At 51.1% G+C, this 23,037-nt stretch carries 26 protein-coding genes; 16 read left to right on the top strand and 10 right to left on the bottom strand.

Translation table 11 applies throughout. From position 1 onward, the window contains the following. Position 1 precedes the first annotated feature (1 nt). The 7 genes from DB48_RS12030 (at position 2) to DB48_RS12060 (ending at position 7,698) form a co-directional block, all read left to right on the top strand. On the top strand, positions 2–442 hold the full coding sequence (locus tag DB48_RS12030; protein ID WP_041510498.1) for a hypothetical protein: 441 nt from the start codon (positions 2–4) through the stop codon (positions 440–442). Positions 443–564: 122 nt separating this feature from the next. After that, positions 565–1,182, top strand: coding sequence for a transglycosylase SLT domain-containing protein (locus DB48_RS12035; RefSeq protein ID WP_041510499.1), 618 nt, complete (start codon positions 565–567; stop codon positions 1,180–1,182). Between the two features lie 325 nt (positions 1,183–1,507). Continuing rightward, on the top strand, positions 1,508–2,017 hold the full coding sequence (gene purE, locus DB48_RS12040) for a 5-(carboxyamino)imidazole ribonucleotide mutase (RefSeq protein ID WP_041510500.1): 510 nt from the start codon (positions 1,508–1,510) through the stop codon (positions 2,015–2,017). 131 nt (positions 2,018–2,148) lie between these two features. Beyond that, positions 2,149–2,517: a hypothetical protein gene (locus DB48_RS12045; RefSeq protein ID WP_041510501.1), complete on the top strand. Its 369-nt coding sequence runs from the start codon at positions 2,149–2,151 to the stop codon at positions 2,515–2,517. 93 nt (positions 2,518–2,610) lie between these two features. After that, positions 2,611–3,237, top strand: coding sequence for a sigma-70 family RNA polymerase sigma factor (locus DB48_RS12050; protein ID WP_041510572.1), 627 nt, complete (start codon positions 2,611–2,613; stop codon positions 3,235–3,237). After that, complete coding sequence (locus DB48_RS12055; RefSeq protein ID WP_041510502.1) at positions 3,227–3,994, top strand: hypothetical protein; 768 nt, start codon at positions 3,227–3,229, stop codon at positions 3,992–3,994. Before DB48_RS12050 ends, DB48_RS12055 begins: the two co-directional genes overlap by 11 nt. A gap of 389 nt (positions 3,995–4,383) precedes the next feature. Then, entirely contained in the window at positions 4,384–7,698 is a 3,315-nt protein-coding gene (locus DB48_RS12060; protein WP_041510503.1) for a S41 family peptidase, read from the top strand. Positions 7,699–7,960: 262 nt separating this feature from the next. Here the strand turns inward: DB48_RS12060 and DB48_RS12065 are convergent, their stop codons facing one another. The 5 genes from DB48_RS12065 to DB48_RS12085 all read right to left on the bottom strand — a co-directional run bounded on the left by DB48_RS12065 (position 7,961) and on the right by DB48_RS12085 (position 11,423). Beyond that, positions 7,961–8,401, bottom strand: coding sequence for an OsmC family protein (locus DB48_RS12065; RefSeq protein WP_041510504.1), 441 nt, complete (start codon positions 8,399–8,401; stop codon positions 7,961–7,963). Between the two features lie 63 nt (positions 8,402–8,464). Continuing rightward, complete coding sequence (locus DB48_RS12070) at positions 8,465–8,992, bottom strand: hypothetical protein (protein WP_152619151.1); 528 nt, start codon at positions 8,990–8,992, stop codon at positions 8,465–8,467. An 82-nt stretch (positions 8,993–9,074) separates the two neighbouring features. Then, on the bottom strand, positions 9,075–9,407 hold the full coding sequence (locus tag DB48_RS12075; RefSeq protein WP_041510505.1) for a DUF3325 domain-containing protein: 333 nt from the start codon (positions 9,405–9,407) through the stop codon (positions 9,075–9,077). After that, the gene (locus DB48_RS12080; protein WP_041510506.1) at positions 9,404–11,110 is read right to left on the bottom strand and encodes a PepSY-associated TM helix domain-containing protein; all 1,707 of its coding nucleotides are present in this window, start codon (positions 11,108–11,110) and stop codon (positions 9,404–9,406) included. Before DB48_RS12080 ends, DB48_RS12075 begins: the two co-directional genes overlap by 4 nt. 4 nt (positions 11,111–11,114) lie before the next feature. Beyond that, positions 11,115–11,423, bottom strand: a complete 309-nt coding sequence (locus DB48_RS12085; RefSeq protein ID WP_082035633.1) for a hypothetical protein — start codon at positions 11,421–11,423, stop codon at positions 11,115–11,117. A gap of 640 nt (positions 11,424–12,063) precedes the next feature. On the opposite strand from DB48_RS12085, the gene hpf reads away from it, so the two are divergent. After that, positions 12,064–12,420, top strand: a complete 357-nt coding sequence (gene hpf, locus DB48_RS12090; protein WP_041510507.1) for a ribosome hibernation-promoting factor, HPF/YfiA family — start codon at positions 12,064–12,066, stop codon at positions 12,418–12,420. A 138-nt stretch (positions 12,421–12,558) separates the two neighbouring features. On the opposite strand, the gene DB48_RS12095 is transcribed toward hpf, so the two are convergent. From DB48_RS12095 to DB48_RS12105, 3 genes are all read right to left on the bottom strand, one after another. After that, positions 12,559–12,975, bottom strand: a complete 417-nt coding sequence (locus DB48_RS12095; RefSeq protein ID WP_052813771.1) for a hypothetical protein — start codon at positions 12,973–12,975, stop codon at positions 12,559–12,561. A gap of 139 nt (positions 12,976–13,114) precedes the next feature. Then, entirely contained in the window at positions 13,115–14,200 is a 1,086-nt protein-coding gene (locus DB48_RS12100) for a M35 family metallo-endopeptidase (RefSeq protein ID WP_041510508.1), read from the bottom strand. 236 nt (positions 14,201–14,436) lie between these two features. Continuing rightward, positions 14,437–15,225: an alpha/beta fold hydrolase gene (locus DB48_RS12105; RefSeq protein ID WP_041510509.1), complete on the bottom strand. Its 789-nt coding sequence runs from the start codon at positions 15,223–15,225 to the stop codon at positions 14,437–14,439. Between the two features lie 420 nt (positions 15,226–15,645). Here DB48_RS12105 and DB48_RS12110 point away from each other — a divergent pair, with 420 nt between their 5' ends. From DB48_RS12110 to DB48_RS12120, 3 genes are all read left to right on the top strand, one after another. Beyond that, positions 15,646–15,861, top strand: a complete 216-nt coding sequence (locus DB48_RS12110) for a TIGR02450 family Trp-rich protein (protein ID WP_041510510.1) — start codon at positions 15,646–15,648, stop codon at positions 15,859–15,861. Positions 15,862–16,003: 142 nt separating this feature from the next. Then, positions 16,004–16,426: an organic hydroperoxide resistance protein gene (locus DB48_RS12115; protein WP_041510511.1), complete on the top strand. Its 423-nt coding sequence runs from the start codon at positions 16,004–16,006 to the stop codon at positions 16,424–16,426. Between the two features lie 24 nt (positions 16,427–16,450). Continuing rightward, on the top strand, positions 16,451–16,858 hold the full coding sequence (locus tag DB48_RS12120; RefSeq protein ID WP_041510512.1) for a DoxX family protein: 408 nt from the start codon (positions 16,451–16,453) through the stop codon (positions 16,856–16,858). Between the two features lie 234 nt (positions 16,859–17,092). On the opposite strand, the gene DB48_RS12125 is transcribed toward DB48_RS12120, so the two are convergent. Next, the gene (locus DB48_RS12125; protein ID WP_041510513.1) at positions 17,093–18,034 is read right to left on the bottom strand and encodes a LysR family transcriptional regulator; all 942 of its coding nucleotides are present in this window, start codon (positions 18,032–18,034) and stop codon (positions 17,093–17,095) included. Positions 18,035–18,172: 138 nt separating this feature from the next. Here DB48_RS12125 and DB48_RS12130 point away from each other — a divergent pair, with 138 nt between their 5' ends. From DB48_RS12130 to DB48_RS19705, 5 genes are all read left to right on the top strand, one after another. Further along, positions 18,173–18,421 carry a hypothetical protein gene (locus tag DB48_RS12130; RefSeq protein ID WP_041510514.1) on the top strand — a complete coding sequence of 83 codons (249 nt, stop codon included), beginning with the start codon at positions 18,173–18,175 and terminating at the stop codon, positions 18,419–18,421. A gap of 1 nt (position 18,422) precedes the next feature. Then, positions 18,423–19,355, top strand: coding sequence for a sodium-dependent bicarbonate transport family permease (locus DB48_RS12135; RefSeq protein WP_041510515.1), 933 nt, complete (start codon positions 18,423–18,425; stop codon positions 19,353–19,355). Positions 19,356–19,364: 9 nt separating this feature from the next. Then, on the top strand, positions 19,365–19,847 hold the full coding sequence (gene purE, locus DB48_RS12140) for a 5-(carboxyamino)imidazole ribonucleotide mutase (RefSeq protein WP_011865050.1): 483 nt from the start codon (positions 19,365–19,367) through the stop codon (positions 19,845–19,847). Further along, positions 19,847–20,944 carry a 5-(carboxyamino)imidazole ribonucleotide synthase gene (locus DB48_RS12145; protein ID WP_041510516.1) on the top strand — a complete coding sequence of 366 codons (1,098 nt, stop codon included), beginning with the start codon at positions 19,847–19,849 and terminating at the stop codon, positions 20,942–20,944. Before purE (DB48_RS12140) ends, DB48_RS12145 begins: the two co-directional genes overlap by 1 nt. Positions 20,945–21,424: 480 nt before the next feature. Beyond that, entirely contained in the window at positions 21,425–22,366 is a 942-nt protein-coding gene (locus DB48_RS19705) for an HNH endonuclease (RefSeq protein WP_052813772.1), read from the top strand. Positions 22,367–22,465: 99 nt separating this feature from the next. Here DB48_RS19705 and DB48_RS12155 read toward each other — a convergent pair whose 3' ends face one another. Next, complete coding sequence (locus DB48_RS12155; protein ID WP_041510577.1) at positions 22,466–22,858, bottom strand: group I intron-associated PD-(D/E)XK endonuclease; 393 nt, start codon at positions 22,856–22,858, stop codon at positions 22,466–22,468. Positions 22,859–23,037 lie beyond the last annotated feature (179 nt).

Consider the following 23,037-nt stretch of genomic DNA (forward strand, 5'->3'; position numbering starts at 1 on the left):
CATGAAGGCTCGCGCTATTGGTGCAGGTGCTGGCCTGCTGACGCTGATGATGCTATCGGGCTGCGCCTCCGGGCCCGATAACGAGTCTTTGTGCGCGACCGTATCTGGCTATCAGATGCCCGATGAGTCCCAGGGCTTATACCGCGCCGTGGTGACCCACCTCAACGGTAAGCCTGTGATCTCAAGGCCTAATTATCGCCTCGCACCAGGGGATTACCAATTTACCCTGGCCGAGCTTATCGATTCGCCGCGGCTCAAGGTGAAACTCGCGGCGCGCAAGACCAAGACGCTGACGCTGCACCTGGAGGCGAATCAGCGCTATCATCTCGCCGCGCAATTTAATCAAGACAAGATCTACCGCGGACTGGACAGCGACTACTGGCAGCCGGTGGTGTGGGCCCAAGAAAGTCACGAGTGTGAGTTTCTAAGCGAAAGCAATTAGTGCGCCTTTGCCAAGGTTAAAAATCCCTTTGGCCGTGTTGAAAAATCCCCTTGGCCGATTGCATCTCTCTAGTAAGGATGTGACACTAGCCTTTTGATTGAGTTATTGTTTCGGGCCTTTTGATGAGAAAGATTTCCTTTGCCTTACTTGCTGCCACGCTTCTGACTCTGGGCGGCTGTGCCACCTCTCCACCGGAGGATCCTGAGAACCTCTGTGCCATCTATCAAGAGAATCGAGACTGGTATGAGGCCGCAGTCAATACCCGCGAGAAGTGGGGCGTCCCGGTACATGTCCCGTTGGCCATGATGTATCAGGAGAGCTCATTTAAACATAATGCCGCGCCGCCGATGGAGTATTTCCTAGGCTTCATTCCTATCGGCCGTGCCAGCGACGCCTATGGCTATGCCCAGGCCAAGACGCTGACCTGGGATGACTATGTGCGTGAGACGGGCAACTCTTGGTCGAGCCGCAGTGATTTCGATGATGCCATGGACTTCATGGGCTGGTTTATCTACAAGACCCATAAGATCAACGGAGTCTCCAAGTGGGATGCCCGTAATCAGTATCTCAATTACCATGAGGGGTGGGGCGGTTATAAGCGCGGCACCTACAGGCAGAAGCCTTGGCTGATCAAGGTGGCCGACAAGGTCGACAAGCGCTCTAAGCGTTATGCTGCCCAGTACCACAGCTGTAAGGAAGATCTTGACTCCTCCTGGTTGTGGCGTCTCTTCTTCGGCTAACTTGTATGAATTGACCTCGCCAGCCTTTTTGAAAGGGGCGGGCGAGGTGCTGAGTCAAGACTCGCGACATGGCTAAATATGCCTGGTCGCGTCGTCAAATCGCCTAACAATTAGCGATTTATCACCTATCTATTACTTACCCAGCACTCCAGAACTCACTGTTTTTATATTCGCACAATGTTAATCGGTTATTTGTGGGCTAAGTCAATGCTGCCTAAGCCTTTTTACTGCACTTAGGTTAATCCCGCCGATCACTATTATCTGCATTTAAAAATGACTATAATGCGCGCAAAACAATAGCCTTACCCTACAAAAAGGATAAAAGATGACTAAGCCATTTGTTGCCGTACTCATGGGATCGGATTCTGATCTCCCAACAATGCAAGCCACCTTAGATGTACTTAAAACTTTCGGTATTCAGTACGAAGCCAAGGTTACTTCGGCGCACCGCACGCCTGCAGCGACCCACGCTTACGTTCACGATGCCGAAGAACGTGGTTGTAAGGTATTTATCTGCGCAGCGGGTCTGGCGGCTCACCTGGCAGGTGCCGTAGCCGGTATCACCACACGTCCAGTGATCGGTGTGCCAGTAGATTGCGGTCCACTACAGGGTCATGATGCTCTGCTATCGACAGTGATGATGCCTGGCGGTGTGCCTGTGGCAACCGTGGCTATCGGCAGTGCAGGCGCGAAGAACGCGGGTTACCTGGCGGCGCAGATGCTGGCCGTTGGCGATGACGCCCTAGCGCTTGCGGTGAAAGAAGAGCGTGCTAAGTCTGCCGAAGCCGTGCAGGCAAAAGATGCCAAGCTACAAGAGAAATTAGCCAACGCATAATCTCATTTTTATGAGAAAAAAGCCGCCAACCTTATAGGTTGACGGCTTTTTTTTGTCTTGTTTAACCCTTTAGCCAATTTCTAACGTTACTAGAATTAATGATGAGTTTAACGTGACAGCGGGAGTATGAAATGTGGATGAATCTATCGACCCAAGTTAACGCCGTGCCGAGCACTGGGAACCTAAATCATTTGTCCTCGTTGGTGATGGGATTTTTGTTGGTTATGCTCTCGGGCTGTCACATGACAAATCAACAATCGGTTGAAGAAAACACAGCTGAAGCGCAGGTGCAACAGACTGAAAGCCTTGAGATACAGGCAACTGATAATAGCAGCGAACAGCCGCTAAAAGTGCTTAAGTCATCAACACGAGAAGAGCCTGCTGCCCCGCAAATAAAGCAGGGAGAGCATACCTTAGTTAAACCAATTGATAAGCCTTGGCCGCCTCAACCGGATCCTAAACCTGTATTGGAAGATAAGCCTAGAAAGGACAGCATATAGTTGAATTTACAAGCATACCTTAGGTTAGCCGTAGACAAACGGAGCGAGGCGATGCAGACTCAGTCATAGATGACTGATGGTCCATTTATGGATATGCATAGGGAGCCTAGCGTGACTAAGGTATCTGAAGATGATGTTGTAAAGGATCCTGATCAAACCTTAATGATGCAATATGCCCAGGGAGATCAGGGAGCCTTTGAGCAGCTTTATCATAAACACAAGGGTGGCCTGTATCGCTATTTTAAGCGTCAACTCGGCGACGCTGCCTTGGCCGAAGACCTCTACCAAGAGACCTGGAGCCGGGTGATTAAGGCCGCCGCAGGCTATGAGCAGCGTGCCAAGTTTACCACTTGGCTCTATCGCATCGCCCATAACTTGCTAATCGATCATGTCAGGGCGCTCAAGCCAGTGGATAGCCTGAGTGATCCGGCGGGCGATGAACAGCCCTTGGAAGCCGTAATTCCCAGCGATGAGAGCGGCCCGGATGACCAGCTTGAGGATGAGCAGAAGGCCTCGATCTTAAAGGATTGCATCAGCCTTTTGCCCCATGTGCAGAAAGAAGCCTTTCTGCTGAATGTGGAGATGGGATTTACCGCGGCGGCGATTGGTGAGATCGCCGGGGTCGGCATGGAAGCCACCAAGAGTCGTATTCGTTATGCCAATCAGGCGCTTAAGGCCTGTGTGCAACAGAAATGGCAGGAGCAGTCTAATGTCAGATGAAAACGATAAAATGCTCTCGGATGCCGAGCTAAAGGCACTCTATCTCGCTAAGGCGACAGAGCAGCCATCATCCGAAGTCGATGCCCGTATCCTGGCGATGGCCCAGCATCGCCTAAATGAGCGACGCCTAAATGAGCAAGACCTATCAGAGCAAGAGAGTGAGGGGGCGGATAAGCAGAGTGGGTCTGCCAATGTTATCCAGGTCAGCTTCTGGCGCCGTTATCGCTGGCCGATGTCAACGGCCGCGTCCGTACTCCTGTTGTCTAGCCTGCTGCTGATGAACCTCAATGGACCAAACCCCATAGACGAGCAGGTTCGGCCTATGCTCGCCAGTGAGCCTCAGCTGATGCGCATGGCAGCGCCGCACGAGAAGCAAGAGCCGAAAGTGCAGCAGGGACCCAGTGCCCAGGCCGATGTCGACGCGCCCGAGATGGCGAGCCCCCAGGCCGTCACTATGATGTCTCGTAAAGCGCCTGCGGATCTCAACACAGAGGTGAAGACAGGCGAGCAGACCAAGCTCGAGTCGCTAACGCCTCCCGAAGCCGAAGTGAAAGCCCAGGCCAAGGCGGTGATATCGGATATTCAGGCGGTGAATCATCTGCAGCATCTGGTCGATGCCGAGCTGTGGCCTGATGCCGATACCCTCTACCAAAGATTGTTAAAGGAGCGTCCAAGGCTAGAAGATAACAGTCATCCTCAACATGCCCAGTGGCGTGAGTTGGTGAGTCAGATTAAGGCGCACCGACAGGACAACTAACGGGTTGAATTAGCAAAAGGGGCCTATGGGCCCCTTTTGTTTAGAAGGGCTTAATTCGCTGGTGGACTTGGCTTGGTTATTATCAACCAATCTTTTACGCCATCTTTTACCACCATCTTTTGCCATCATCTTTTGCGACTCACCCTCTGCCCTCTCTTTTGACTAGCTTCTTTTGCTACCTCCGTTTGCCACCTCCGTTTGCTACTTATTTGGGTTAAATGGATAGCGATATCCACTCCCCCAATCAGCCGACTAAAGATCAGCGTAGGATTATGGATATTTGTACACATTTGCTAATACTTCTTTGGTCACAAATTACTGTAGATTTAAGGAAAGTTTGCTACCTTGTTGCCCCATAAGAATAAATCTGACTTAATCATGGGCGCTTTATGAAACTTTCTCACCTGTTTGCCTGCTGCGCGATCGCCTTGGGCACAGCCTCTTCCGCACCACTCTTCGCCGCTCAAGCTGAAAATGTAAAAGCCGAGAGCCAAGCCGCCGAGCAGAATGTTGGTTATTACCGCTCGCCAGCCATTCATGGCGATACCTTAGTGTTTACCGCCGAGGGCGATCTATGGGTTCAGCAGTTGGGCGATGCCCAGGCGAGAAGGCTTACCAGCCTGCCGGCGCAGGAGCTGGGCGCCGCCATCTCTAACGATGGTCAGCAGCTCGCCTTTGTCGCCAACTATGAAGGGGCCAGCGAGGTCTACGTGATGCCGGTTCAGGGGGGCGTGGCCAAGCGAGTCAGTTTCGAGAACAGCCGAGTAAGAGTGCAGGGCTGGACGGCTGATGGCAAGGTGCTCTATGCCACGGATAATGCCTTCGGCCCAGCCAACTATTGGGTGCTACGCAGCGTCGATCCTAAGACGCTAACCACCCAAGATCTGCCGCTGGCCGATGCCATCGAAGGTGTGGTGGACGATGCCGGTGATTATGTCTACTTTACCCGCTTCGGTCTGCAGGCCACCGGCGATAATGCCAAGGTGTATCGCGGCGGTGCCAAAGGCGAGTTGTGGCGTTATAAGCTCGGCAGCGACCAGGAGGCTCAGCCTCTGACCGCCGAGCATGAAGGCTCGGTGCGCCAGCCCATGTTGTGGCAAGACCGCCTCTATTTCGTCAGCGACAGCAGCGGCAACGATAATATCTGGTCCATGGCGCTCGATGGCAAGGATCTACGTCAACATACGCAATTCAGTGACTGGCAGGTACGCGGTGCCCGCCTAGAGCAGGGGCGCGTGGTGTTTCAGCAGGGCGCCGACATCAAGCTCTATGATATTGCCAGCAATCAGGTGTCGACCCTGGATATTCATCTGACCTCGGATTTTGCCGAGCGCCGTGAGCACTGGGTCAATCAACCAATGAAGTATGCCACCTCGACCAGCCTGGCGCCGAGTGGTGACAAGGTGGTGATCACCGCCCGCAGCCATGTGGCGCTGGCGGGCACAGACGGCTCGCGCCTGATAGAGCTGGCTTTGCCCGGCGACTACCGGGTTCGCGGCGCCGTGATGAGCCCGGATGGCAAATGGGTCTATGGCATCAGCGACGCATCGGGCGAGCAGGAGATCTGGCGTTACAGCGCAGATGGCAGCGATGAGGCCAAGCAGCTTACCCAAGATGCCAGCGCCCTGCGTATGGGTATCAGCCTGTCGCCCGATGGCCGTTACATTGCCCATGACGATTACAATGGCGATTTATGGCTCCTCGATCTCAAGAAGGGCCGTAATAGCAAGATATTGACCAATGGCCAGGGACTGGGGCCATACGGCGATGTGGTCTGGTCGAACGATAGCCGTTTTATTGCTGTGACCAAGGATGAGCGAGGCCAGCAGAGGCCACAGATAGTGCTCTATTCTCTGGATGAGAAGCGAGCCGAGGCGCTGACCAGCGACAAGTATGAGTCATTCTCGCCGGCCTTCAGCGACGATGGTCAGTGGCTTTATTTCATCTCTAATCGCGAATTTAATGCGACCCCCACCTCACCCTGGGGCGATCGCAACATGGGGCCGGTATTCGACAAGCGCGGACAGATCTTCGCCCTGGCACTGACGCCAAAGGCGGTCTTCCCCTTTACTAAGCCTAACGAATTAAATCAGCAGCCTGCTAAAGAAGCGAGCGCCGCCGATAAGCCCGCCAAGACTCAGGTTCAGTGGCAGGGGCTTGGCAAGCGTCTATGGCAGGTGCCTGTGGCGTCGGGCAACTATAGTCAGTTGCAGGTAACCACCAAGGGGTTGTATCTCTTGTCTAATTCGGTAGATGGTGCCCAGGCGCCGTCGCTTAAGTGGATCAAATTTGATCCCCTCGGGCCTAAGGTTGAGACCTTCAGTGACGATGTGGCCAGCTATGGGCTTTCAGCCGATGACAGCAAGCTCTTCCTGCGCCGCCATAGCAAAGGGGGCGCGGAGATGCTAATCGTCGATGCGGGCGAGTCGCTGCCCAAGGAGCTAAATCATGCCAAGGTGCAGACCGAACAATGGCAACTGGCTATTTCTCCTCAGCTCGAGTGGCAGCAGATGTTTGAAGATGCCTGGTTGATGCACAGAGATTCTTTCTTCGACAAAAAGATGCGCGGCCTCGACTGGCAGGCGACCAAGGCCAAGTATCAGCCATTGCTGGCCAGGCTGACGGATCGCCATGAGCTCAACGATATCTTTATGCAGATGATGGGTGAGCTCGATGCCTTGCACTCTCAGGTGCGTGGCGGCGATCTGCCGCTAGATCCTAACCAGCCTAAGGGGGCGAATTTAGGTGCCCGTCTGTTACAGACCAAGCAAGGGGTCAAGATAGCCCATATCTACCAAAACGATGCCGAGTTACCCCAGCAGGCTTCGCCGCTGGCCAGGGTCGATGTCGATGCCAGGGTGGGTGACTTGATTTTGGCTATCAATGGTAAGCCGGTTGAAAACGTTGCCGACGTGGCACGCCATTTGCGCAATCAGGCCGATAAGCAGGTGCTGCTGACCCTTAAACGCGAGGGTAAGACGCTCAAGACCATAGTCTTGCCTGTGGCTAACCGCGTCGATGCCAAGCTGAGATACCTAGATTGGGTCAACAACAATAACCAGAAGGTGGCTAAGGCCGGCGAGGGTGACATAGGTTACCTACACCTGTATGCCATGGGCTCAGGTGATATCGCCAACTTTGCCCGCGAGTTTTACGCCAACATTGAGAAGAAGGGCTTGATCATCGATGTGCGACGTAACCGTGGCGGTAACATCGACAGCTGGATCATCGAGAAACTGCTGCGCCGCGCCTGGATGTTCTGGCAGCCTACCCAAGGCACGCCAAATACCAACATGCAGCAGACCTTCCGCGGTCACCTGGTGGTGTTAACCGATCAGCTGACCTATTCAGACGGCGAGACCTTCTCTGCCGGCATCAAGGCGTTAGGCCTGGCGCCGCTCATCGGTAAGCAGACCGCCGGTGCCGGTGTCTGGCTCTCGGGTCGAAACTCGCTGACCGATAAGGGGATGGCGCGTGTGGCCGAGTATCCTCAGTACGCCATGGATGGACGCTGGATAGTGGAGGGGCGAGGCATCAGTCCGGATATCGAGGTCGACAATCTGCCCCACGCCACCTTTAAGGGAGAAGATGCCCAGTTGAACAAGGCGCTTAACTATCTCAAGCAGAAGCTGGAACTCGAGCCTGTACTGCCGATTAAGGCGCAGCCGATGCCAGGCAGCGGGATGGCCCAAGACGTTAAATAAAGCTTTTATAACGCCTTAACTTAACCCATACCATTTTAGGAGGTTACCGACCAAGCAGTTCCCAGGTCGGTAACCTCCATTTTTATGGGCGCAGATATATGTATGCTGAGCACGCTTTCTCTGTGACAAGGGCTAGGCGCCTAGACTGCATGAGCCCTATGGCGTGGTACCAGTCCAGCGTGTCGTGGGGCATTGGTATGTTGAGGTAAGGACATCTTGAGATAAGGGCATCTTGAGGTAAGGGCATCTTGAGTCGCCAGCGTTAGCCAGGGATGATCTCGATTGCTATCTCTTTGGCCAGGGAATTAGCAATAAAGCAGTGTTTGTGGGCCAGGGCATGCAGCTTAGTTAACTGTTCATCGTTTAATGGCGGCACCGATTCAACCTTGGGGTTTAAGGTGATGCGGGTGATCGCCGTTCTCCCCTGAGCGTTGGTGCCCAGTTCGGCGCTCGCCTCGTCATGATAGCTTATCAGGGTGAGTCGCTTCTTTTGCACTATGGTGAGAAAGCTCAGCATGTGGCAGGCCGCCAGCGCGCTGAGCAGACTCTCTTCTGGATTGACTCGCGTGTCATTGCCGCGATATTCGGCGGCGGCCGAACCTTGCAAATGCTGACCACTACCAAAGCTAAGCTCATGATCTGTCGATGTGAGGTTGGTAGCACTGTCCTGTGCTGGCCATGAGATGTTTACCGAAAAAGACACGCGTGCGACTCGTTAATGTGAGGTGGGATTAATATACCAGAGTCACGCTGACTTAGCAGGTGCTTAGGCCTGATACCAACTCATCGCCTGTTCATTGCTTTTGGCATAGGTCTGCATGGCAGAAACCTGTTGCTGTTGCATGCTAGCGTTGACGACTGCACTGCGCGCGTCGTCATGCTGGGATAGATAATAGATGCTGACCGGTGAAAGACCATTATGATTGCCCGTGACGATAGAGGCCATGTCGCTGCGTACCTGGTATTCGAGCTGGGCTTGCTTATAGGCCTTTAGTTTGTCCAGCGCATCGTCAGGTACTGGGCGGCTCAATGGCTGCGTCTCGGTTGCCTCGTCAGAAGCTTGAGCAGAGGCCTTATCATGTTCACTTAGCTGTCTCGCCAGGGCCGAGATGGTTACTGTGTCCTGCACGCCATCGACCTTAGTCTCCACAGTCTGCGAGACTTGATGTGGCGTCATCTTGCCTGCTGGTGGCATGATGGCCGTATTGTTATCTTGCCTTTCCACTTGTTGATTGGCCGGTTGATTCACTGGTTGATTGAGCTGTTGGTAGGCCATCGCCGGAGAAACTCGCATCTTAATTCGCCTTAGTCACCTGTAGTCTGATTAGGCGTATCCTAATGGACTGAGGCTGTACCTTAGCTGAATTAATAACCAGTTAGGCGATAAGGCCGCTGCCTCCAAACACTAAGCTAAAGACACTGGTTAGGGTTAACACCAAAGGCAGGCGCTTGGCCTGGTAACTCAGCAGCAAGATGGTGGACAGTGCCGTAATGGTCATCACGCCAAAGAAGACGATGCTGCCGTAGCCCAGATGATAATAGTGGATGCATTGGCCATAGCTGCCGAGTAATAGTAACCAGGCAAATCCTGTTAGCCAGCGTTGCTCGGCCCTCGTCGGGGCTCGACCAAAGCAGTCTTTATAGTGGCCGAACATTGACAGCGCCATTAAACCAAAGGCGATGACGCCTAGACAAAGGGCTAATATCATTGGCGAGCCTCCTCTAAGCTTAGGTCTTTCGATTCTTTCTTATTAACCGCTGCTCTGGCAGTAAGAGTGTTAGCTGTGCTAGACGCGGCTGATTTACTGTTTAGCCTGCTAGTGGCGCCTTGGCGCAAAGGGATCAGCTTAGTGCGTGACACCTGCCTGGCGGCAAACCCCAGTGCCAAGGCAAACAGCAGGCTGACCATATCGAAACCCACTAGGGTCCATTGGTTATCGGCCATGTTGCTAAGCAGACTCTGTCCAGAGGTGACGGCGCCTAGTAGCGGCAGCGCCGCAAAGGCCAGGGCACCCAGGGCTAACCATTGACGCCAACGTCGCCAAGATTGCGTGCAGCGCAGCCCATCCCACAGCGCAACGATGGCGATGACGGCCAGGGTGATAAAGAAGACATCCACCTCTCGTTGGGCTCGGTCAAACATATCGACTGGTAACAGGCGGTTGGCATAGAAAAAGCCTGCCGTGGCGAGAGGAAGGCCACAGATGAAGCTGATGTTGAGCCCATCGACCAGCCTGAGGCCAATGCTTGGCTTGGCACCTGTTTTAATGGCTTTTTGTTGTTTCTGGGCGATTTTCACCGCCCACAGCAGGGTGCCTGTGGCCACCATGGCGCAACCTAGCAGACCACAGAGGAAGAACAATCCCCTCAAGGCCCAGTCGGCAAAGCGCGCGGTATGCAGGGCCATCAGGGTGTCGTAGGTCTTGTAGGTGGCGCTCTCTGGGTTGCCTAAGGATTTAAGCTCACCCGTTATCCCATCGAAGACAAGCAGGCTGCGCCTATCTGTAACCGTGTGTTCGCTGTTAAGGGTAAAGCTGATGCGGCTGCTGTCACGCCCTGGGCCTGTGATGCTCACCTGTTTCAGGGGCGCCGCGCCCCATTGGCGCTCGACTTGACTGACGAGTCTGGCCGCATCGAAGAGGGGCGCCTGAGTATCGCCTGGCTTTTCCTGTATTCGCGCTGGGTTGAGATCGGCCCTGAAGGCGCGCACGTCACCATCGTATTGCTGCAAAGCGCCCCATGGCATGAACATGAACATCAGGGTGATGAGACCCGTGTAGGTGATGATTAGATGATAGGGCAGTGCCATCACGGCACTGACATTGTGAGCGTCGAGCCAGGAGCGACTGCCCTTGGCTGGCCTGAAGCTGAAGAAGTCTTTAAAGATCCGCTTGTGGATCACCACGCCGCTGATCAAGGCGATCAGCATCGCCATGGTGGCGAGCCCCACTATCCAGCGCGCGGCCACCACAGGCAGGTAATGGAGATCGAAATGCAGGCGATAGAAGAAGTTGCCACCGCGGGAGTCGCGAATGTCTGTGATCATCTGCTGACCATCCTGGCTTACCACATGCTCGTGGAACTTGCCGCGGCGTTCGCCTGCTTTCGGCGCATCCGCCCAGCCGAAGCTCAGATAGGGCTTACGCTCGCTCGGGAAAGATATGGTCCAGCTGGCGGCATCGGGCGCTTTGTCGGCCAGATATGCCTGGCCCTTGGTGATTTGCTGCTCAACTTGTCGTTGGTCATAGTCTTGAAACACGGCCTGATGCAGCTCGGGCTTACTCCACAGGCTGATCTCATGGCGAAAATAACTCAGGCTGCCGGCAAAGAAGATGAGTAGCAGTAGCCAGCAGACGGCGAGACCGGCCCAGGTGTGCAGCCAGGTCATGGAGCGAAAAAAAGTCTCTTTCATGGGATTAACCTAAAACGAGTGTGAGGCCGTAGAGCAGGCTGCAGAGTGCCACGGGTTCCAGCACCACGCGTAGGTGGGACCTTAGGCTAAAGAGTCGAATGATCATCATGGCAAAGAGGCTAAAGGAGACCATGGTGCCCACAAGTACGGCGTCGAGACGGCTTAGGGGCAGAGACTGTGCCAGCAGAACTGTGGTGAGCGCCGCTACGCCATAGCCACCAAGCAGGGAGGCGAGCAGGCGTACGATGACCGAAGCCCTGGGAGAGAGGTCTCGCTTGGTTGGCGTTAGACGCTGAGAAATGCTTGTATTCACTATGGATAAATTGATGACCTATAATTCAGGTCATTATACACTTGTTGAGATAAGTTCTCATTCGTATTTACATGTAAAGCTCATCTCTTAGCCTAGCGAGGATGCTAGGGCCTGTTTATCTTTCGCGTTCATTTTTGCAGCATTCTGTATCGCTTTTATAGAAGGCAGAGCGATTGTAATGTGGTGTGCTACATCAATGAGCGATAACGCAGTAGAAAAATGATACAGACGCTGCCCGCAGGGTTCGTCTTGAGCACGTTCAACGCTTTGTTACTCGGCTTTTATATAGAATAACTATACTTCAAGCCTGATGCCGCGATTTGAACGTGCTCAATTAGAACAAAATTTGTTCTCAAAAGGTCAACAGGCCCTAAGGTGACGTCATAAAGTCAGATTGATTAAATTTTGTTTATTTTGTGGGATTTATGGCCGAAACCGCTCGTTTGCACCCGATATCCTGTTTTTGCCGCTTGATTTTAACCTGTATGGGGAGTAGATCTTAGTAGACAGTGAATGGAGATTTACTTGGATATCGCCCATGCTACATAGGCGTCAATTGAAAAAAAAGTGCTTCAGTCCCTTGTTTTTTCTTTTAATCATCCCAAGTTCATTATTGAAGTCATCCTAAAAAGGAAAACCTATGAAAATAAATCTTTCTGGTCATCACGTAGATATCACCGATTCAATTAAAGAGCATGTGAATCAAAAGTTTTCCAAGATCGCGACCCATTTCCCAACGCTCATTTCACTCGATGTCATCATTGCTAAAGAGCACGGAGAGTTTCAGGTCGAACTCAGTACCAATTATGAAGGTAGCCGGATATCCGCCTCTGGGAGTGACGATGTTATGTATCCAGCTATCGCAAATGCCGCCAAAAAACTGGATGCGGCGTTAAAGCACAGAAAAGGGCAGTTGAAGGCAGATTTGCATCAAAAGCCGGTAAGTACCACACCTGAGATAGCCCATGAGATCATCCAGGAGATGAAGTTGGTCTAATCAGCCTGCCAGGTAAGTGATATAGAGAAGCCACCCTAAGGGTGGCTTTTTTATGTTCGGATTTTGGGCAAACAGGCCTGAAAGGCTAATGCGGTTAAGACCAGGCTGTTAAAGCAAATGCAGTAAAAGTCAGTGCGGTTAGGGCAACTCTACCTCTAGCGCCGGGCATTCAAGCGTCGCGACCTGCTGCTTGTCGCTTAGGTCTTGATAGAGTCTCATGGGCTTCAGCGCCGCTCTGTATCGACCTGGCGGGATCTCAAACGCCTGAGCAAGCGCCAGAGAGACGGTTAGGGATTTACCCGCAGGTAGCAGCAGGTAGTCGTCATCAAGTGGCTCGCCGCGCTTGGCCAGTGCGCCTTGGTAATCGAGTGCCTGTTGATTACCAAGGTCGGTCAGGGTCAGAAACTCACTAAACCAGGCATCGAAGGGCGTGTGCCAGCTAAGCAGATACCAGCTGGTCTCAGTGGGGGCCTGTATCTCGAAGGTGAGGGTATTGTCTTGCTCCGCCTTTATTAGGCGACAGGTGGGCAATGCTTGATGTGCGAGGCTGTTCATACTGATCGTCCAGAGTAGCAAGAGGCTAAGAGACAGAGACCTTAAAGGCGTAAACATAGGCGTTAACCTTTGGCATAGACCAAACAAAAAAAGGGCGGATAATTCCGCCCTCTAACTGACAAGAAAGATAATAAGAAGATTAGTTTAAGTTAGGCGTGTTTTCAGCAAAATATTCATGGCTGTCAGCATTTTGAATCGCCTGTGAAGGATCGCTGATCGCCAAAGATTTTGCACCACTCTGACCGTAAACGATATCATCGGTACCGGCAACTACGTTGAAGTGGCTGGTTTCGTGGATGATGGTGCCGCCCTTAGAGTCAGTGCCCGATGTTGGGGCTGACCAGAAGGCATTACACATGTAGATCTTGTATGGTTGAGTTGGGTAAACATAAGCGTAGTATTGCTTCTTACAGCTACAGTCAAAGGTCAACGGCTCGTTGTTAAGCGCACTGTCGATCTTGCTGAAGTTGTTGCTTACCGTGTTCCAGCGAGAAGAGCTGTAGGCACCAAACCAGGTGCTGTAACGCTGAGAGTTGCTGCTGGCCGTGGCCAGGTGCTGGTTAGCGTCGGCAGACATAGTCTTAGCCGCAGCCAGGCCGGCAAGGATATCGCTCTGCTGTGAGTTGCTGCAGCGACCGGTGAAAGAGATACCGTCAGGTGTAGTACCGCCACCATCGCCAGTGCCTGGCTTACCCTTGTTAGCGCCGCCTTTAAATTCGCGACCCTCTAGGTAGAAGCTTGCTGGCGCCGAATGTATGCCTTCTACGCCCAAGCGAGCCAGCTTCTTGGCTTGGCCAGGATTTGGCGCAAACAGTTGCATAGAGCTGACATCGTAGCTGATCTCATAGTTGGCTGTAGACGACATGTCATATAGCGACGAAAGCTCTACCTGGTAAGAGATGCTCTCGCCAGATTTTAGCTTGATGTAGTCCTTATGGCTTGGTGCTTGACGCTTGTAGTGAGCGCCAAGGTAAGGGCGCTCCTGACCGTCAGCGGTAACTTTAAATAGCGACTCTTCAACACCATCTGCCGCGGTAAACCACTTGAGTAGTTTCACCGGAACGTTTGCTTCGTTGGTCAGGGTTAGGGTGACCATCACGTCCTGGTCGCTGCTAAAGCTGTCTTGGCTCATCTGCAGCTTAGCGGCGATCCCCTCGGCGAGGGCCGATTGACTCAGTAAGGTGGTAGCAATGGCGAGTGTTGATAATTTGAATAGCTTGCTCATCAATTTGTCCTTTTGATTGAGGTTGTTCTTATTGTGTTTACAAATGTTACTCAAATGTTGCGAAATCGAGTTTATGTCGAACCGCTAATGAAAAGCAAGACTAAGTTGGCGATTTGTTTCGTTATGATCTTAATATCTAGTGTAAAACGCTTTTTTAGCACCCAATAGGAAGGCACAATTTAGGGGCGTGGCAGGGCATGCGGGCTCGATTCCTCATCGAAACGAGCCCGGTTAGGTTAACGTGTTAACCATTGGGTGATGGCTTGATTAAAGGCCTCCGGCGCTTCTGTCATGACCCAGTGACGGGTATCGAAAGCGATGACCCGATTACCTTCTCTTGCGGCCATCTCTTGTTCCCACGCAGAGGAGTGGAACATACCCGGTTTATTCTTTCCGTATATAAACAGCAAGGGACAATCGATTTTTAGTGGCAGATGACCCAGAGGCTTGCCCGTCAGCGTTCGACTCCATTTCCAGTAGTAGGAATAGGTCATAGATGAACCGATCAAGGCAGGATCTCCCGGTGCATGAAGCCACTTAGCCATCTTGCGGGTCATCGCATCACCAATGCTGCCGCCAATTTTCCAGGCCGTGGCTAACCAGATCTGGTAGGCAAACATAAAGGCTTTGACGCTTGCGGTTAACTGATGCTCCTTTGAGCCGGCGTCACCAATGTCGACACCTATGATCTTCTCGACTTTATCCTGATGGCGCAGATAAAACTGGTAACCGAAGAAGCAGCCCCAATCGTGAAGCATTAAGATCACCTTCTGGTTAGGGCTAACGGCGTCGATGACAGCGTCAATTAAGGTGACGATCTGCTCTAAGGTATAGAGCGTGCGCGATTGTTTGTCCTCGTAGCCGGGTAGGCTAAATCGAACACAACGATAATCTGACTTAAGGACATCGACCTGTGGTTGCCAGAGCCGATAGGTATCGGGCCAGCCGTGAAGCATCAGTATGGTCTGTTCGCCTTGGCCTTCTATATGAACCTGAGTTCCGTTTACATCTACTAATTCAACCATGTTAACTCCCACTCTTGGTGAAAACGGTTTAGAGTAATTACTCTATTTTAAGGTAAGGCGAAAAAGAGAGCATGTCCAGAAGATGTTAATGCATCAGATCATGTTTTCAACGTAAACCTGTGGGATGAAAAACGGGTGCCGATGCGAGCATGGCTTGAGCATTGGGTGAGCATAGTGTGATCATCGTAGAATGTTTGTAGATAGCATGATTAAGCCCAATGTTAAGCGGTGAGACCATGAGGTCAGCAATACCAGGAGGTTAACAATACCATGAGGCTAGCAATACCAAGAGCTGGTGAACGTGAGGTTTAACTTTCTATTAAAAGTTATCGTCTTTAGGAGGGCAATAGCAGCGGGGCATAGTTAAACTTTAACGCCCGTCGAGTGATCCCTAGGGCGGCTATTGTCGTAGGCCTATTTATGAATCGATTACATCCCAAGAAACTGCTCCAGAGTAAATGGACAAAAGTAACGCCACAGGCGCGTGAGAAACACTTCATAGTGACCGAGGTGGATTATGACGAGCAGCGAAATGTCCAAGGCTGCGTCATCGAGGCCCTGCATAGTGGCAGGCAATACGCTATCGACTGGCGTTCACTGAAAGACAGTGATATCTGGCTTGTGGGCTGGCGCTAATCGGCTTAACCAATAATCGCCATCGAGTCTTTTTATTTAAATTGCGCACAATTTATTTGCGCAACACTCTATTGTTTGCTATAAATAGTCCTAGTTAAATTGTGTGCAATTTATTTTATCAAAATTGAGCGAGGAAAATGAGATGAAGACATTATATCAAACCAGTGCTACTGCCAGTGCCGGCCGTAACGGCCGAGTCGCCACCGACGATGGTAAACTGTCGCTAGACCTAAGCTATCCTAAGGAGATGGGTGGAACCGGTGAGGCGACCAACCCAGAGCAGCTGTTTGCCGCGGGTTATAGCGCCTGTTTTTCTAACGCCATATTGCATGTTGCGAGAGAGGCTAAGGTGAAGCTGACTCAGGCGCCGGTTACGGCCGAAGTTGGCATAGGCGCCCGCGCCGAAGGTGGGTTTGGACTGAGCGTTAAGCTCAACGTTGAACTGTCACTACCTCAGGAGCAGGCTGTTGAATTGGTCAAGATGGCCCATCAGGTTTGCCCATACTCTAATGCCGTGCGTAACAACATTGACGTAGGGCTAATGGTTAATGGTGAGTCTTTGTAAGTGCAAGTTATGAAGAGTCATTCGATGGATGAACGATTCGCTTCTGCGGGGATCTTAGTTGGGCGTATCATGCTAGCGCTCTATTTTCTCGTCCCTGGGATCATGAAGTTTGTCAGTTGGGATATGCATGTTGCCTTAATGGAGCGACATCACATGGTGCTAATTCCCCTGCTGCTTGCCAGTGCCGGCGTTAGCCAGATTGTGGCGGGTATCTGTTTAATGTTAAACCGTTATACGTCAGTGGTTGCTTCGCTGTTAGCTATGATGGTGTTACTGATTAACGTTACACTGCATGATTTTTGGCATTTCGAAGGGCTTGAAGCGGCACATGAGATGCAAAATTTCATTAAGAATCTGGGGATATTCGCGGGTTTACTGGTGTTGGCTGGCCACAGTCACCTGAAGCACCTTGGTAACAAGGGGTTACGCTAGGCCTAGTCTAGAATAATCCGTAAGCCTGGTTTGTCGGCCATTGCCTATGGGGGGCTGTTATTGTGGCATCCCCTAATGCCTAATGCCAAATGCCTAATGTCCAATGCCTAAGACTTGTATAAATGCCTGCAAAAAGGCGCATCAATAAGTCTTTAAGAGCAATAAGCTTTTAAGATCAACAGGCTCTAGGTATTCACCAGGACACAATAAAACGCCCCATTCTATGGGGCTTTTTTATAGCTTATGTTTGGCGAGCTCGGTAAGCAGCATCTCACGGCCCTCGCTTTCAACATGGGTCAAGAAGGCCTGGGCGATCGCCGAGGGGCGTTTTGATTTCAGCCAGAGAAAATACCAGTTAGAGTTGATCGGCAATTCCTTCACATTGAGTTGCGCCAGTCCGGTATTGCCGCCAAAGGCGAGGGTATGGGCTGAGAGAATACTGACACCCAGCCCCGACATGACCGAGTGTTTGATCGCCTCGTTGCTTTCAATGGTCATCTTCACGTTTAGCTTCACCCCCTGCTTAGCCATGAAACGCTCGATCGCCAAGCGTGTGCCCGAGCCATTTTCACGCATCAAGAAGGGCGCCTCGCAGAGCTCTGCCAGTGAGACGCCTTCCTGACTGACGAAGGGATGATTCTCGGGGGCTATGGCCACCAGAGGATTGTTGAAGAACTCTATGCTCTCTGTGTTGATATCCCCCGGTGGATGACTGAACACATAAAAGTCATCAATCCCCTGCTTGAGGCGCTCGATGATTTGCTGGCGGTTGCCGACATTGAGCTGCACCGCGACATTGGGGTAGCGTTCGCAGAAGGGGCCGAGCAGATGGGGAATAAAGTATTTTGAGGTGGTCACCACCGCCAGGCGGAGGGTACCCGACTTTAGTTCCCCCATGTCCGATAAGGACATCTCCAGGCGGGCAAAGCTGTCGAGGATCTCTGTGGCCGACTTGACTACCTCCAGCCCTGCCTCGGTAAACACCACCTTACGCCCCACTATGTTATAGAGCGGGAAACCTATCACGTCGGCGAGCTTCTTGAGCTGCATCGAGATGGTGGGCTGAGTGAGGTGCAAGGTCTCGGCGGCGCCGCTGACGCTGCCGCTATCATAGACGGCCAGCAAGATCTCCATCTGCCTGAGGGTACCGAGATGTGCCTGAAGTCTGAGAGACATGGTCGCTCCATATATAGATTTTTATCTATATAAAAACACAAAAATATCTATTTTTATATATAAATTGTTTTTGGCAAGATCGCTCCAGTTGCAAGAACACCGAATTTTTCGCGGTATCAGTCGTAAACGGGGGATCTTATGAAACAGTTAACTCAACTTATCCAGGCAGAAAAACAGTCACTCTTTAGCGTAGTCGTGGGCCTGATCGTGACCACTCTCGCTTTTGCGACCATGAGGGAAGGGCACAACGGTATGGGGTTACTGGTTGTCGGTCTCGGTCTGCTCTCTCTGACCCTGGTCTCTATCGCTGCTAAGTTGTCGTCTAAGCTGTCGTCTAAGCGTCGCAGCTTAAAGCCCGCTACTCGCCTGCAAGTGAAGGGCGCCTAAGATGCAGCTAGATATCACCATCGCCTTTTTCATTCTGGGGGCACTCGCGACCCTAATCCGCTCGGATATACAGTTTCCCAAGGCGCTCTATCAAAGCCTCACGCTGTTTCTCATGTTGGCCATCGGCCTCAAGGGCGGCGTGGCACTGGCAAAATATGGCTCTATCGCGCTCTTGCCCCAGTCTCTACTAGTGATCTGTCTGGGGCTTGTTCTGCCGCTAATCGCCTTTCCCATCCTGCGTTATGTGGGGCAACTTAAGCTCGAAGATGCGGCCTCTATCGCCGCCCATTATGGCTCGGTAAGTATTGGCACCTACGCGGTAGCCGTGGCGTTTCTCGAGACGCAAAATATCAGCTACGAGGCCTATTTCCCCTTGTTTGTGGTTCTGCTGGAGATCCCCGCCATCGCCGTGGGTATCGCCCTGGCCAGACGTTCGGGCACCAATCTTAAGTGGCGCACACTCATTCACGAGGTGTTTTGCAACCAGAGCCTGGTATTGCTCGTCGGCGCGCTGATCATCGGCTATCTCTGGGCCGAGCGCATCGAGGGGGTAACACCGCTGTTCTTTAATCTGTTCCACGGTATATTGGCGCTCTTCCTGCTCGAGATGGGGATGCTGGCCGCTAGCCGCCTAAAAGAGCTCAAGCAGATGGGGAACTTCATGCTGGCATTCGGCGTCTTCATGCCCCTGGTTGGCGGTTTGCTGGGCTGCATTTTAGGCTTACAGATTGGCTTGTCGACTGGCGGGGCAACCCTGCTGGCGGTACTGGGGGCGAGCGCCTCTTACATCGCCGTGCCGGCGGCCATGCGAGTGGCGATTCCCGAGGCGAATCAGAGCCTGTCTATCACCTATTCACTGGCAATTACTTTTCCGTTCAACGTATTGGTGGGCATACCTACCTATGCGCTGTTCACCAATTGGTTATCAAATTAAGAGGCACATATGAACAAAGCAAGAGTAGCAATCATCATGGGTTCACAGAGCGATTGGCCGACCATGAAAAATGCCACCACAGTCCTCGATGCCCTGGGTATCGCCTACAGTAAACAGGTCGTATCGGCGCACCGTACCCCAGAGCGTCTGGTGAGTTTCAGCCATGGTGCGGCCGATGAAGGCATAGAGGTGATCATCGCCGGTGCGGGCGGCGCGGCGCATCTGCCGGGCATGACGGCGGCCATGACGCATCTGCCTGTGATTGCGGTGCCCGTGATGAGCAAGGCGCTAAAAGGGATGGACAGCCTGCTGTCTATCGTACAGATGCCCAAAGGAGTTGCGGTAGCCACCCAGGCAATTGGCGATTCAGGCGCCTTCAACGCAGGCCTGATGGCGGCGCAAATCTTAGCGCTGGGCGATAGCGAGCTGACCCAGCGTCTGTGTGACTGGCGTGCAAGCCAAACCTCAGGTGTGCCGCTGGAGGTGGAATAATGCGCATCGGCATTATCGGTTGTGGTCAGCTGGCGCGCATGATGGCGCTGGCGGGCATTCCCTTAGGGCTTAAATTTAGCTTCGTCGCCGATGGCGGCCCAGATACGGATCTCAGCTGCGTCGAAGGCCTGGGGCCTGTTGCGTCCTGGCAGCCAGGGGAGAGTGTCAGCTCACTCTATGAAGCCTTGGGAAAACCGGAAGTAATAACGGTCGAGAAGGAGCAGGTGGATCTGGAGCTAGTTCGCGCACTCGAAGCCCACTGCACCATACGGCCAAATGTCGACAGCATCGCCAAGTGCAAGAGCCGCATTCATGAGAAGCAGCTACTAGCCCAGCTCGGCATTCCCTGTGCCCCCTTTACCTATGATGTCAGCCTCGAAGAGAGTGCCAAGACACTGGGTTACCCCATGGTGATCAAGTCGCTCGATGAGGGTTATGACGGCAAGAACCAATGGATGGTGCGCAGTGATGAGGATCTTGCGAAGGTATCGCCAGAGCTGAAACAAGGCCATTATTTGGCTGAGCAATGGATTCCCTTCGACGCCGAGGTGTCTATTATCGGTGTGCGTAGTGCAAGCGGTGAGGTCAGCTGTTACCCCCTCACCGAAAACCAACATCAAAACGGGATTCTGGTGCGCTCAATGGCGCCTGCCAGAGGATTAAACGCAGAGATGGTGCAGCAGGCACAAGCCTATATGACCAAACTGCTGCAAGCCCAAGAGTATGTGGGCGTGCTCGCCATGGAGCTGTTTGTGGTGGGTGATAAGCTGCTGGTGAATGAGTTAGCACCTCGGGTACATAACAGCGGTCACTGGACTCAGCTCGGTGCCCAGACATGCCAGTTTGAGAATCACATCCGCGCCGTCGCCGGACTCGCGCTGGGCGCCACATCCGCCATTGGCAAGACAGGTATGCTTAACTTGTTGGGCGTAGCTGCTCCACCAATGGAGGTGCTCAGCAGTAATGCCAGCCTGCACTGGTACAACAAGGCCGCCAAGCCCAACCGTAAGCTAGGACACATCAACTTCATGCTGGATGACTACACCCAGCTGGCCAGTCAGATGCAAAGCGTCGAGCAGTCACTGGTGAAGTGTTAAACTCAGTCTAATTTCTGGTTTAGTGCAATAGATAGGCAACTAAGATCTAGATTGATAGCGCATCAATATTAAAGGCTCCGACAAGATTTGTCGGGGCCTTTTTTGTGCTTAATATCTGATATGAAAGCGTAAATTGGTTTTGTTATTGACAGACTTAAAAAGTGATAGGCACAAAAAAGCCGCTAATCCCCTCTGGTAGGGCTTAGCGGCTTTTGAAGGTTATCGCTAACCTGATGTTGGTGGGGCGGCGTCATCTGAATTTTTTTGTATTTAATTGATATTTAATGTTTTTAATATCTATCAAAATAAAATGTGTACCAATTGGTGTACCTAAACGTTCGGTCGGCTAAAAATTGGACAGCATGTTGGAGAAGGTATAATTTAAGTTACTACAAGTAAGAGTGTATGGAAGATTGGTAGATAATTCTGAGATAAGGAACAGTAGAGTCAAGAATATTTACATAAAAAAGGGATAAGTTCATGGTTTCTTGGGGCGAAATATTTTTAAAAAATACATCAGCGATAAATTTTAGAGCATGCAGTGCCAACAGAGCTTGGAGAAGACATAAACAATTTACCTCTGTTGAGAACGCATTAATTGGGGATAAAGGTGCCTCACATTTGTTTGGTTCAGGCGGAGATGTATACGATGGGGACGGACATAAAGTAAATTATGGAATTCCATATTTCTGTGCAATCTGGTTTGATGGAGAAATTGGTGCCGCTCTCTTATTGAATGATGACAGAATGATACTTGCAGATAAGGAATGCTTTCTGGAGATAGATGAATGGGATCAAACAAGATCGAATCGAGTAGACTCAAAACCAAAAGAAATTGAATATGTTGTCACACGCCTAAAATCCATATTTAATCAGTCTGATGAGTTTGTAAACTTTACAATATCCAATGTCGAGGAAATGATTTTTAAATTTAATAATTTAAAAGAGGTAGATGATAATTATAAGTCTAATGTTGATGCAAGTAAAACCGAGTGTGAAACGTCATCAAAAAGCCGAATAGGTCAAAATAAATTCAGAAAAAAGCTTATTGACTACTGGGGAGGATGCTCTATTTCTAATAGTAAAAACCTCTCATTGTTAAAAGCATCCCACATTAAACCATGGATGGATAGTAATGATGATGAGCGTTTGGATGTTTATAATGGCTTGTTACTAATGCCTGGGCTTGATTCTGCTTTTGATGCTGGATTTATATCATTTGACGATAATGGGAGTATCATTATTTCAGAAAGTTTGGATTATGTTGATAAAATATATTTGGGAATTATTCGTTCTGACTTAAAAGTATTAAGAAAATTTGAGTGTGGGCATATTAAATATTTGGAATTCCATAGGGAGTATGTTTTTGAAAGTTGGCGCAAAGTGGCATTTAAAAATTTAATAAAGAAATCGCACGTATGAGAGATATCATAAACTTCCAAAAGAGTTTAGTGTGGTCATGTACCTGACTATAAATCTTGATTTCTAGTGTTACTAAAAATCATGATTAATGGGGGCTCGCTAAATGCGCGCAAACATCCTATTAAAATTTTTGCCGTTTTGATGGAATCGTAAATGACCTTTTTGATTAAGTTTAACCTTTCCTGTAAATGGCTGGGTGATGTAACCCCATTGACCGTATCTTGAAAAGAACAGCACATAATCGATATCGACCCCATCCCACTGTGACTGGACAATGACGTTTTCTTTATGAGTATCGAGAGACTTTACTTGGATTCGATAAAACGAGCTGCCATCCGAAATAACTAAGTCAGTCTTACTGCCATGGTCGGCCATGGGGAGAAACACTTCCCAGCCATCCATTTGGAACCAAGATGCGGCCAATGTTTCGAAAGAGATGCTTTTGTAGAACTTAGCTGTTTCGGGTTTAGCCTGAGTTTGTTTGATAGGCATAATTATGATCCTGAATTTATGCCACTTGTCTGCTATTGGCTGCATGACTATGGCCGAAAGATCCCATAACGGAATGCTTTCAATCAGGATTCACAACTACTCCTTATGGAATGTAGTCCATGGCAAAGCGGCCAAGCTTGGATTTCGGGCTCAACCCATACTCTCCATAAATGCCAATT

The sequence above is a fragment of the Shewanella sp. cp20 genome, assembly GCF_000832025.1.
In the GTDB taxonomy this organism is placed as follows: domain Bacteria; phylum Pseudomonadota; class Gammaproteobacteria; order Enterobacterales; family Shewanellaceae; genus Shewanella.

Excerpts from the sequence above, each read along its gene's own strand:
- DB48_RS12030 (WP_041510498.1), top strand. The coding sequence starts at position 2 with ATGAAGGCTCGCGCTATTGGTGCAGGTGCTGGCCTGCTGACGCTGATG.
- DB48_RS12035 (WP_041510499.1), top strand. The coding sequence starts at position 565 with ATGAGAAAGATTTCCTTTGCCTTACTTGCTGCCACGCTTCTGACTCTG.
- purE (WP_041510500.1), top strand. The coding sequence starts at position 1,508 with ATGACTAAGCCATTTGTTGCCGTACTCATGGGATCGGATTCTGATCTC.
- DB48_RS12045 (WP_041510501.1), top strand. The coding sequence starts at position 2,149 with ATGTGGATGAATCTATCGACCCAAGTTAACGCCGTGCCGAGCACTGGG.
- DB48_RS12050 (WP_041510572.1), top strand. The coding sequence starts at position 2,611 with ATGCATAGGGAGCCTAGCGTGACTAAGGTATCTGAAGATGATGTTGTA.
- DB48_RS12055 (WP_041510502.1), top strand. The coding sequence starts at position 3,227 with ATGTCAGATGAAAACGATAAAATGCTCTCGGATGCCGAGCTAAAGGCA.
- DB48_RS12060 (WP_041510503.1), top strand. The coding sequence starts at position 4,384 with ATGAAACTTTCTCACCTGTTTGCCTGCTGCGCGATCGCCTTGGGCACA.
- DB48_RS12070 (WP_152619151.1), bottom strand. The coding sequence starts at position 8,992 with ATGCGAGTTTCTCCGGCGATGGCCTACCAACAGCTCAATCAACCAGTG.
- DB48_RS12075 (WP_041510505.1), bottom strand. The coding sequence starts at position 9,407 with ATGATATTAGCCCTTTGTCTAGGCGTCATCGCCTTTGGTTTAATGGCG.
- DB48_RS12080 (WP_041510506.1), bottom strand. The coding sequence starts at position 11,110 with ATGAAAGAGACTTTTTTTCGCTCCATGACCTGGCTGCACACCTGGGCC.
- hpf (WP_041510507.1), top strand. The coding sequence starts at position 12,064 with ATGAAAATAAATCTTTCTGGTCATCACGTAGATATCACCGATTCAATT.
- DB48_RS12095 (WP_052813771.1), bottom strand. The coding sequence starts at position 12,975 with ATGAACAGCCTCGCACATCAAGCATTGCCCACCTGTCGCCTAATAAAG.
- DB48_RS12100 (WP_041510508.1), bottom strand. The coding sequence starts at position 14,200 with ATGAGCAAGCTATTCAAATTATCAACACTCGCCATTGCTACCACCTTA.
- DB48_RS12105 (WP_041510509.1), bottom strand. The coding sequence starts at position 15,225 with ATGGTTGAATTAGTAGATGTAAACGGAACTCAGGTTCATATAGAAGGC.
- DB48_RS12110 (WP_041510510.1), top strand. The coding sequence starts at position 15,646 with ATGAATCGATTACATCCCAAGAAACTGCTCCAGAGTAAATGGACAAAA.
- DB48_RS12115 (WP_041510511.1), top strand. The coding sequence starts at position 16,004 with ATGAAGACATTATATCAAACCAGTGCTACTGCCAGTGCCGGCCGTAAC.
- DB48_RS12120 (WP_041510512.1), top strand. The coding sequence starts at position 16,451 with ATGGATGAACGATTCGCTTCTGCGGGGATCTTAGTTGGGCGTATCATG.
- DB48_RS12125 (WP_041510513.1), bottom strand. The coding sequence starts at position 18,034 with ATGTCTCTCAGACTTCAGGCACATCTCGGTACCCTCAGGCAGATGGAG.
- DB48_RS12130 (WP_041510514.1), top strand. The coding sequence starts at position 18,173 with ATGAAACAGTTAACTCAACTTATCCAGGCAGAAAAACAGTCACTCTTT.
- DB48_RS12135 (WP_041510515.1), top strand. The coding sequence starts at position 18,423 with ATGCAGCTAGATATCACCATCGCCTTTTTCATTCTGGGGGCACTCGCG.
- purE (WP_011865050.1), top strand. The coding sequence starts at position 19,365 with ATGAACAAAGCAAGAGTAGCAATCATCATGGGTTCACAGAGCGATTGG.
- DB48_RS12145 (WP_041510516.1), top strand. The coding sequence starts at position 19,847 with ATGCGCATCGGCATTATCGGTTGTGGTCAGCTGGCGCGCATGATGGCG.
- DB48_RS19705 (WP_052813772.1), top strand. The coding sequence starts at position 21,425 with ATGGTTTCTTGGGGCGAAATATTTTTAAAAAATACATCAGCGATAAAT.
- DB48_RS12155 (WP_041510577.1), bottom strand. The coding sequence starts at position 22,858 with ATGCCTATCAAACAAACTCAGGCTAAACCCGAAACAGCTAAGTTCTAC.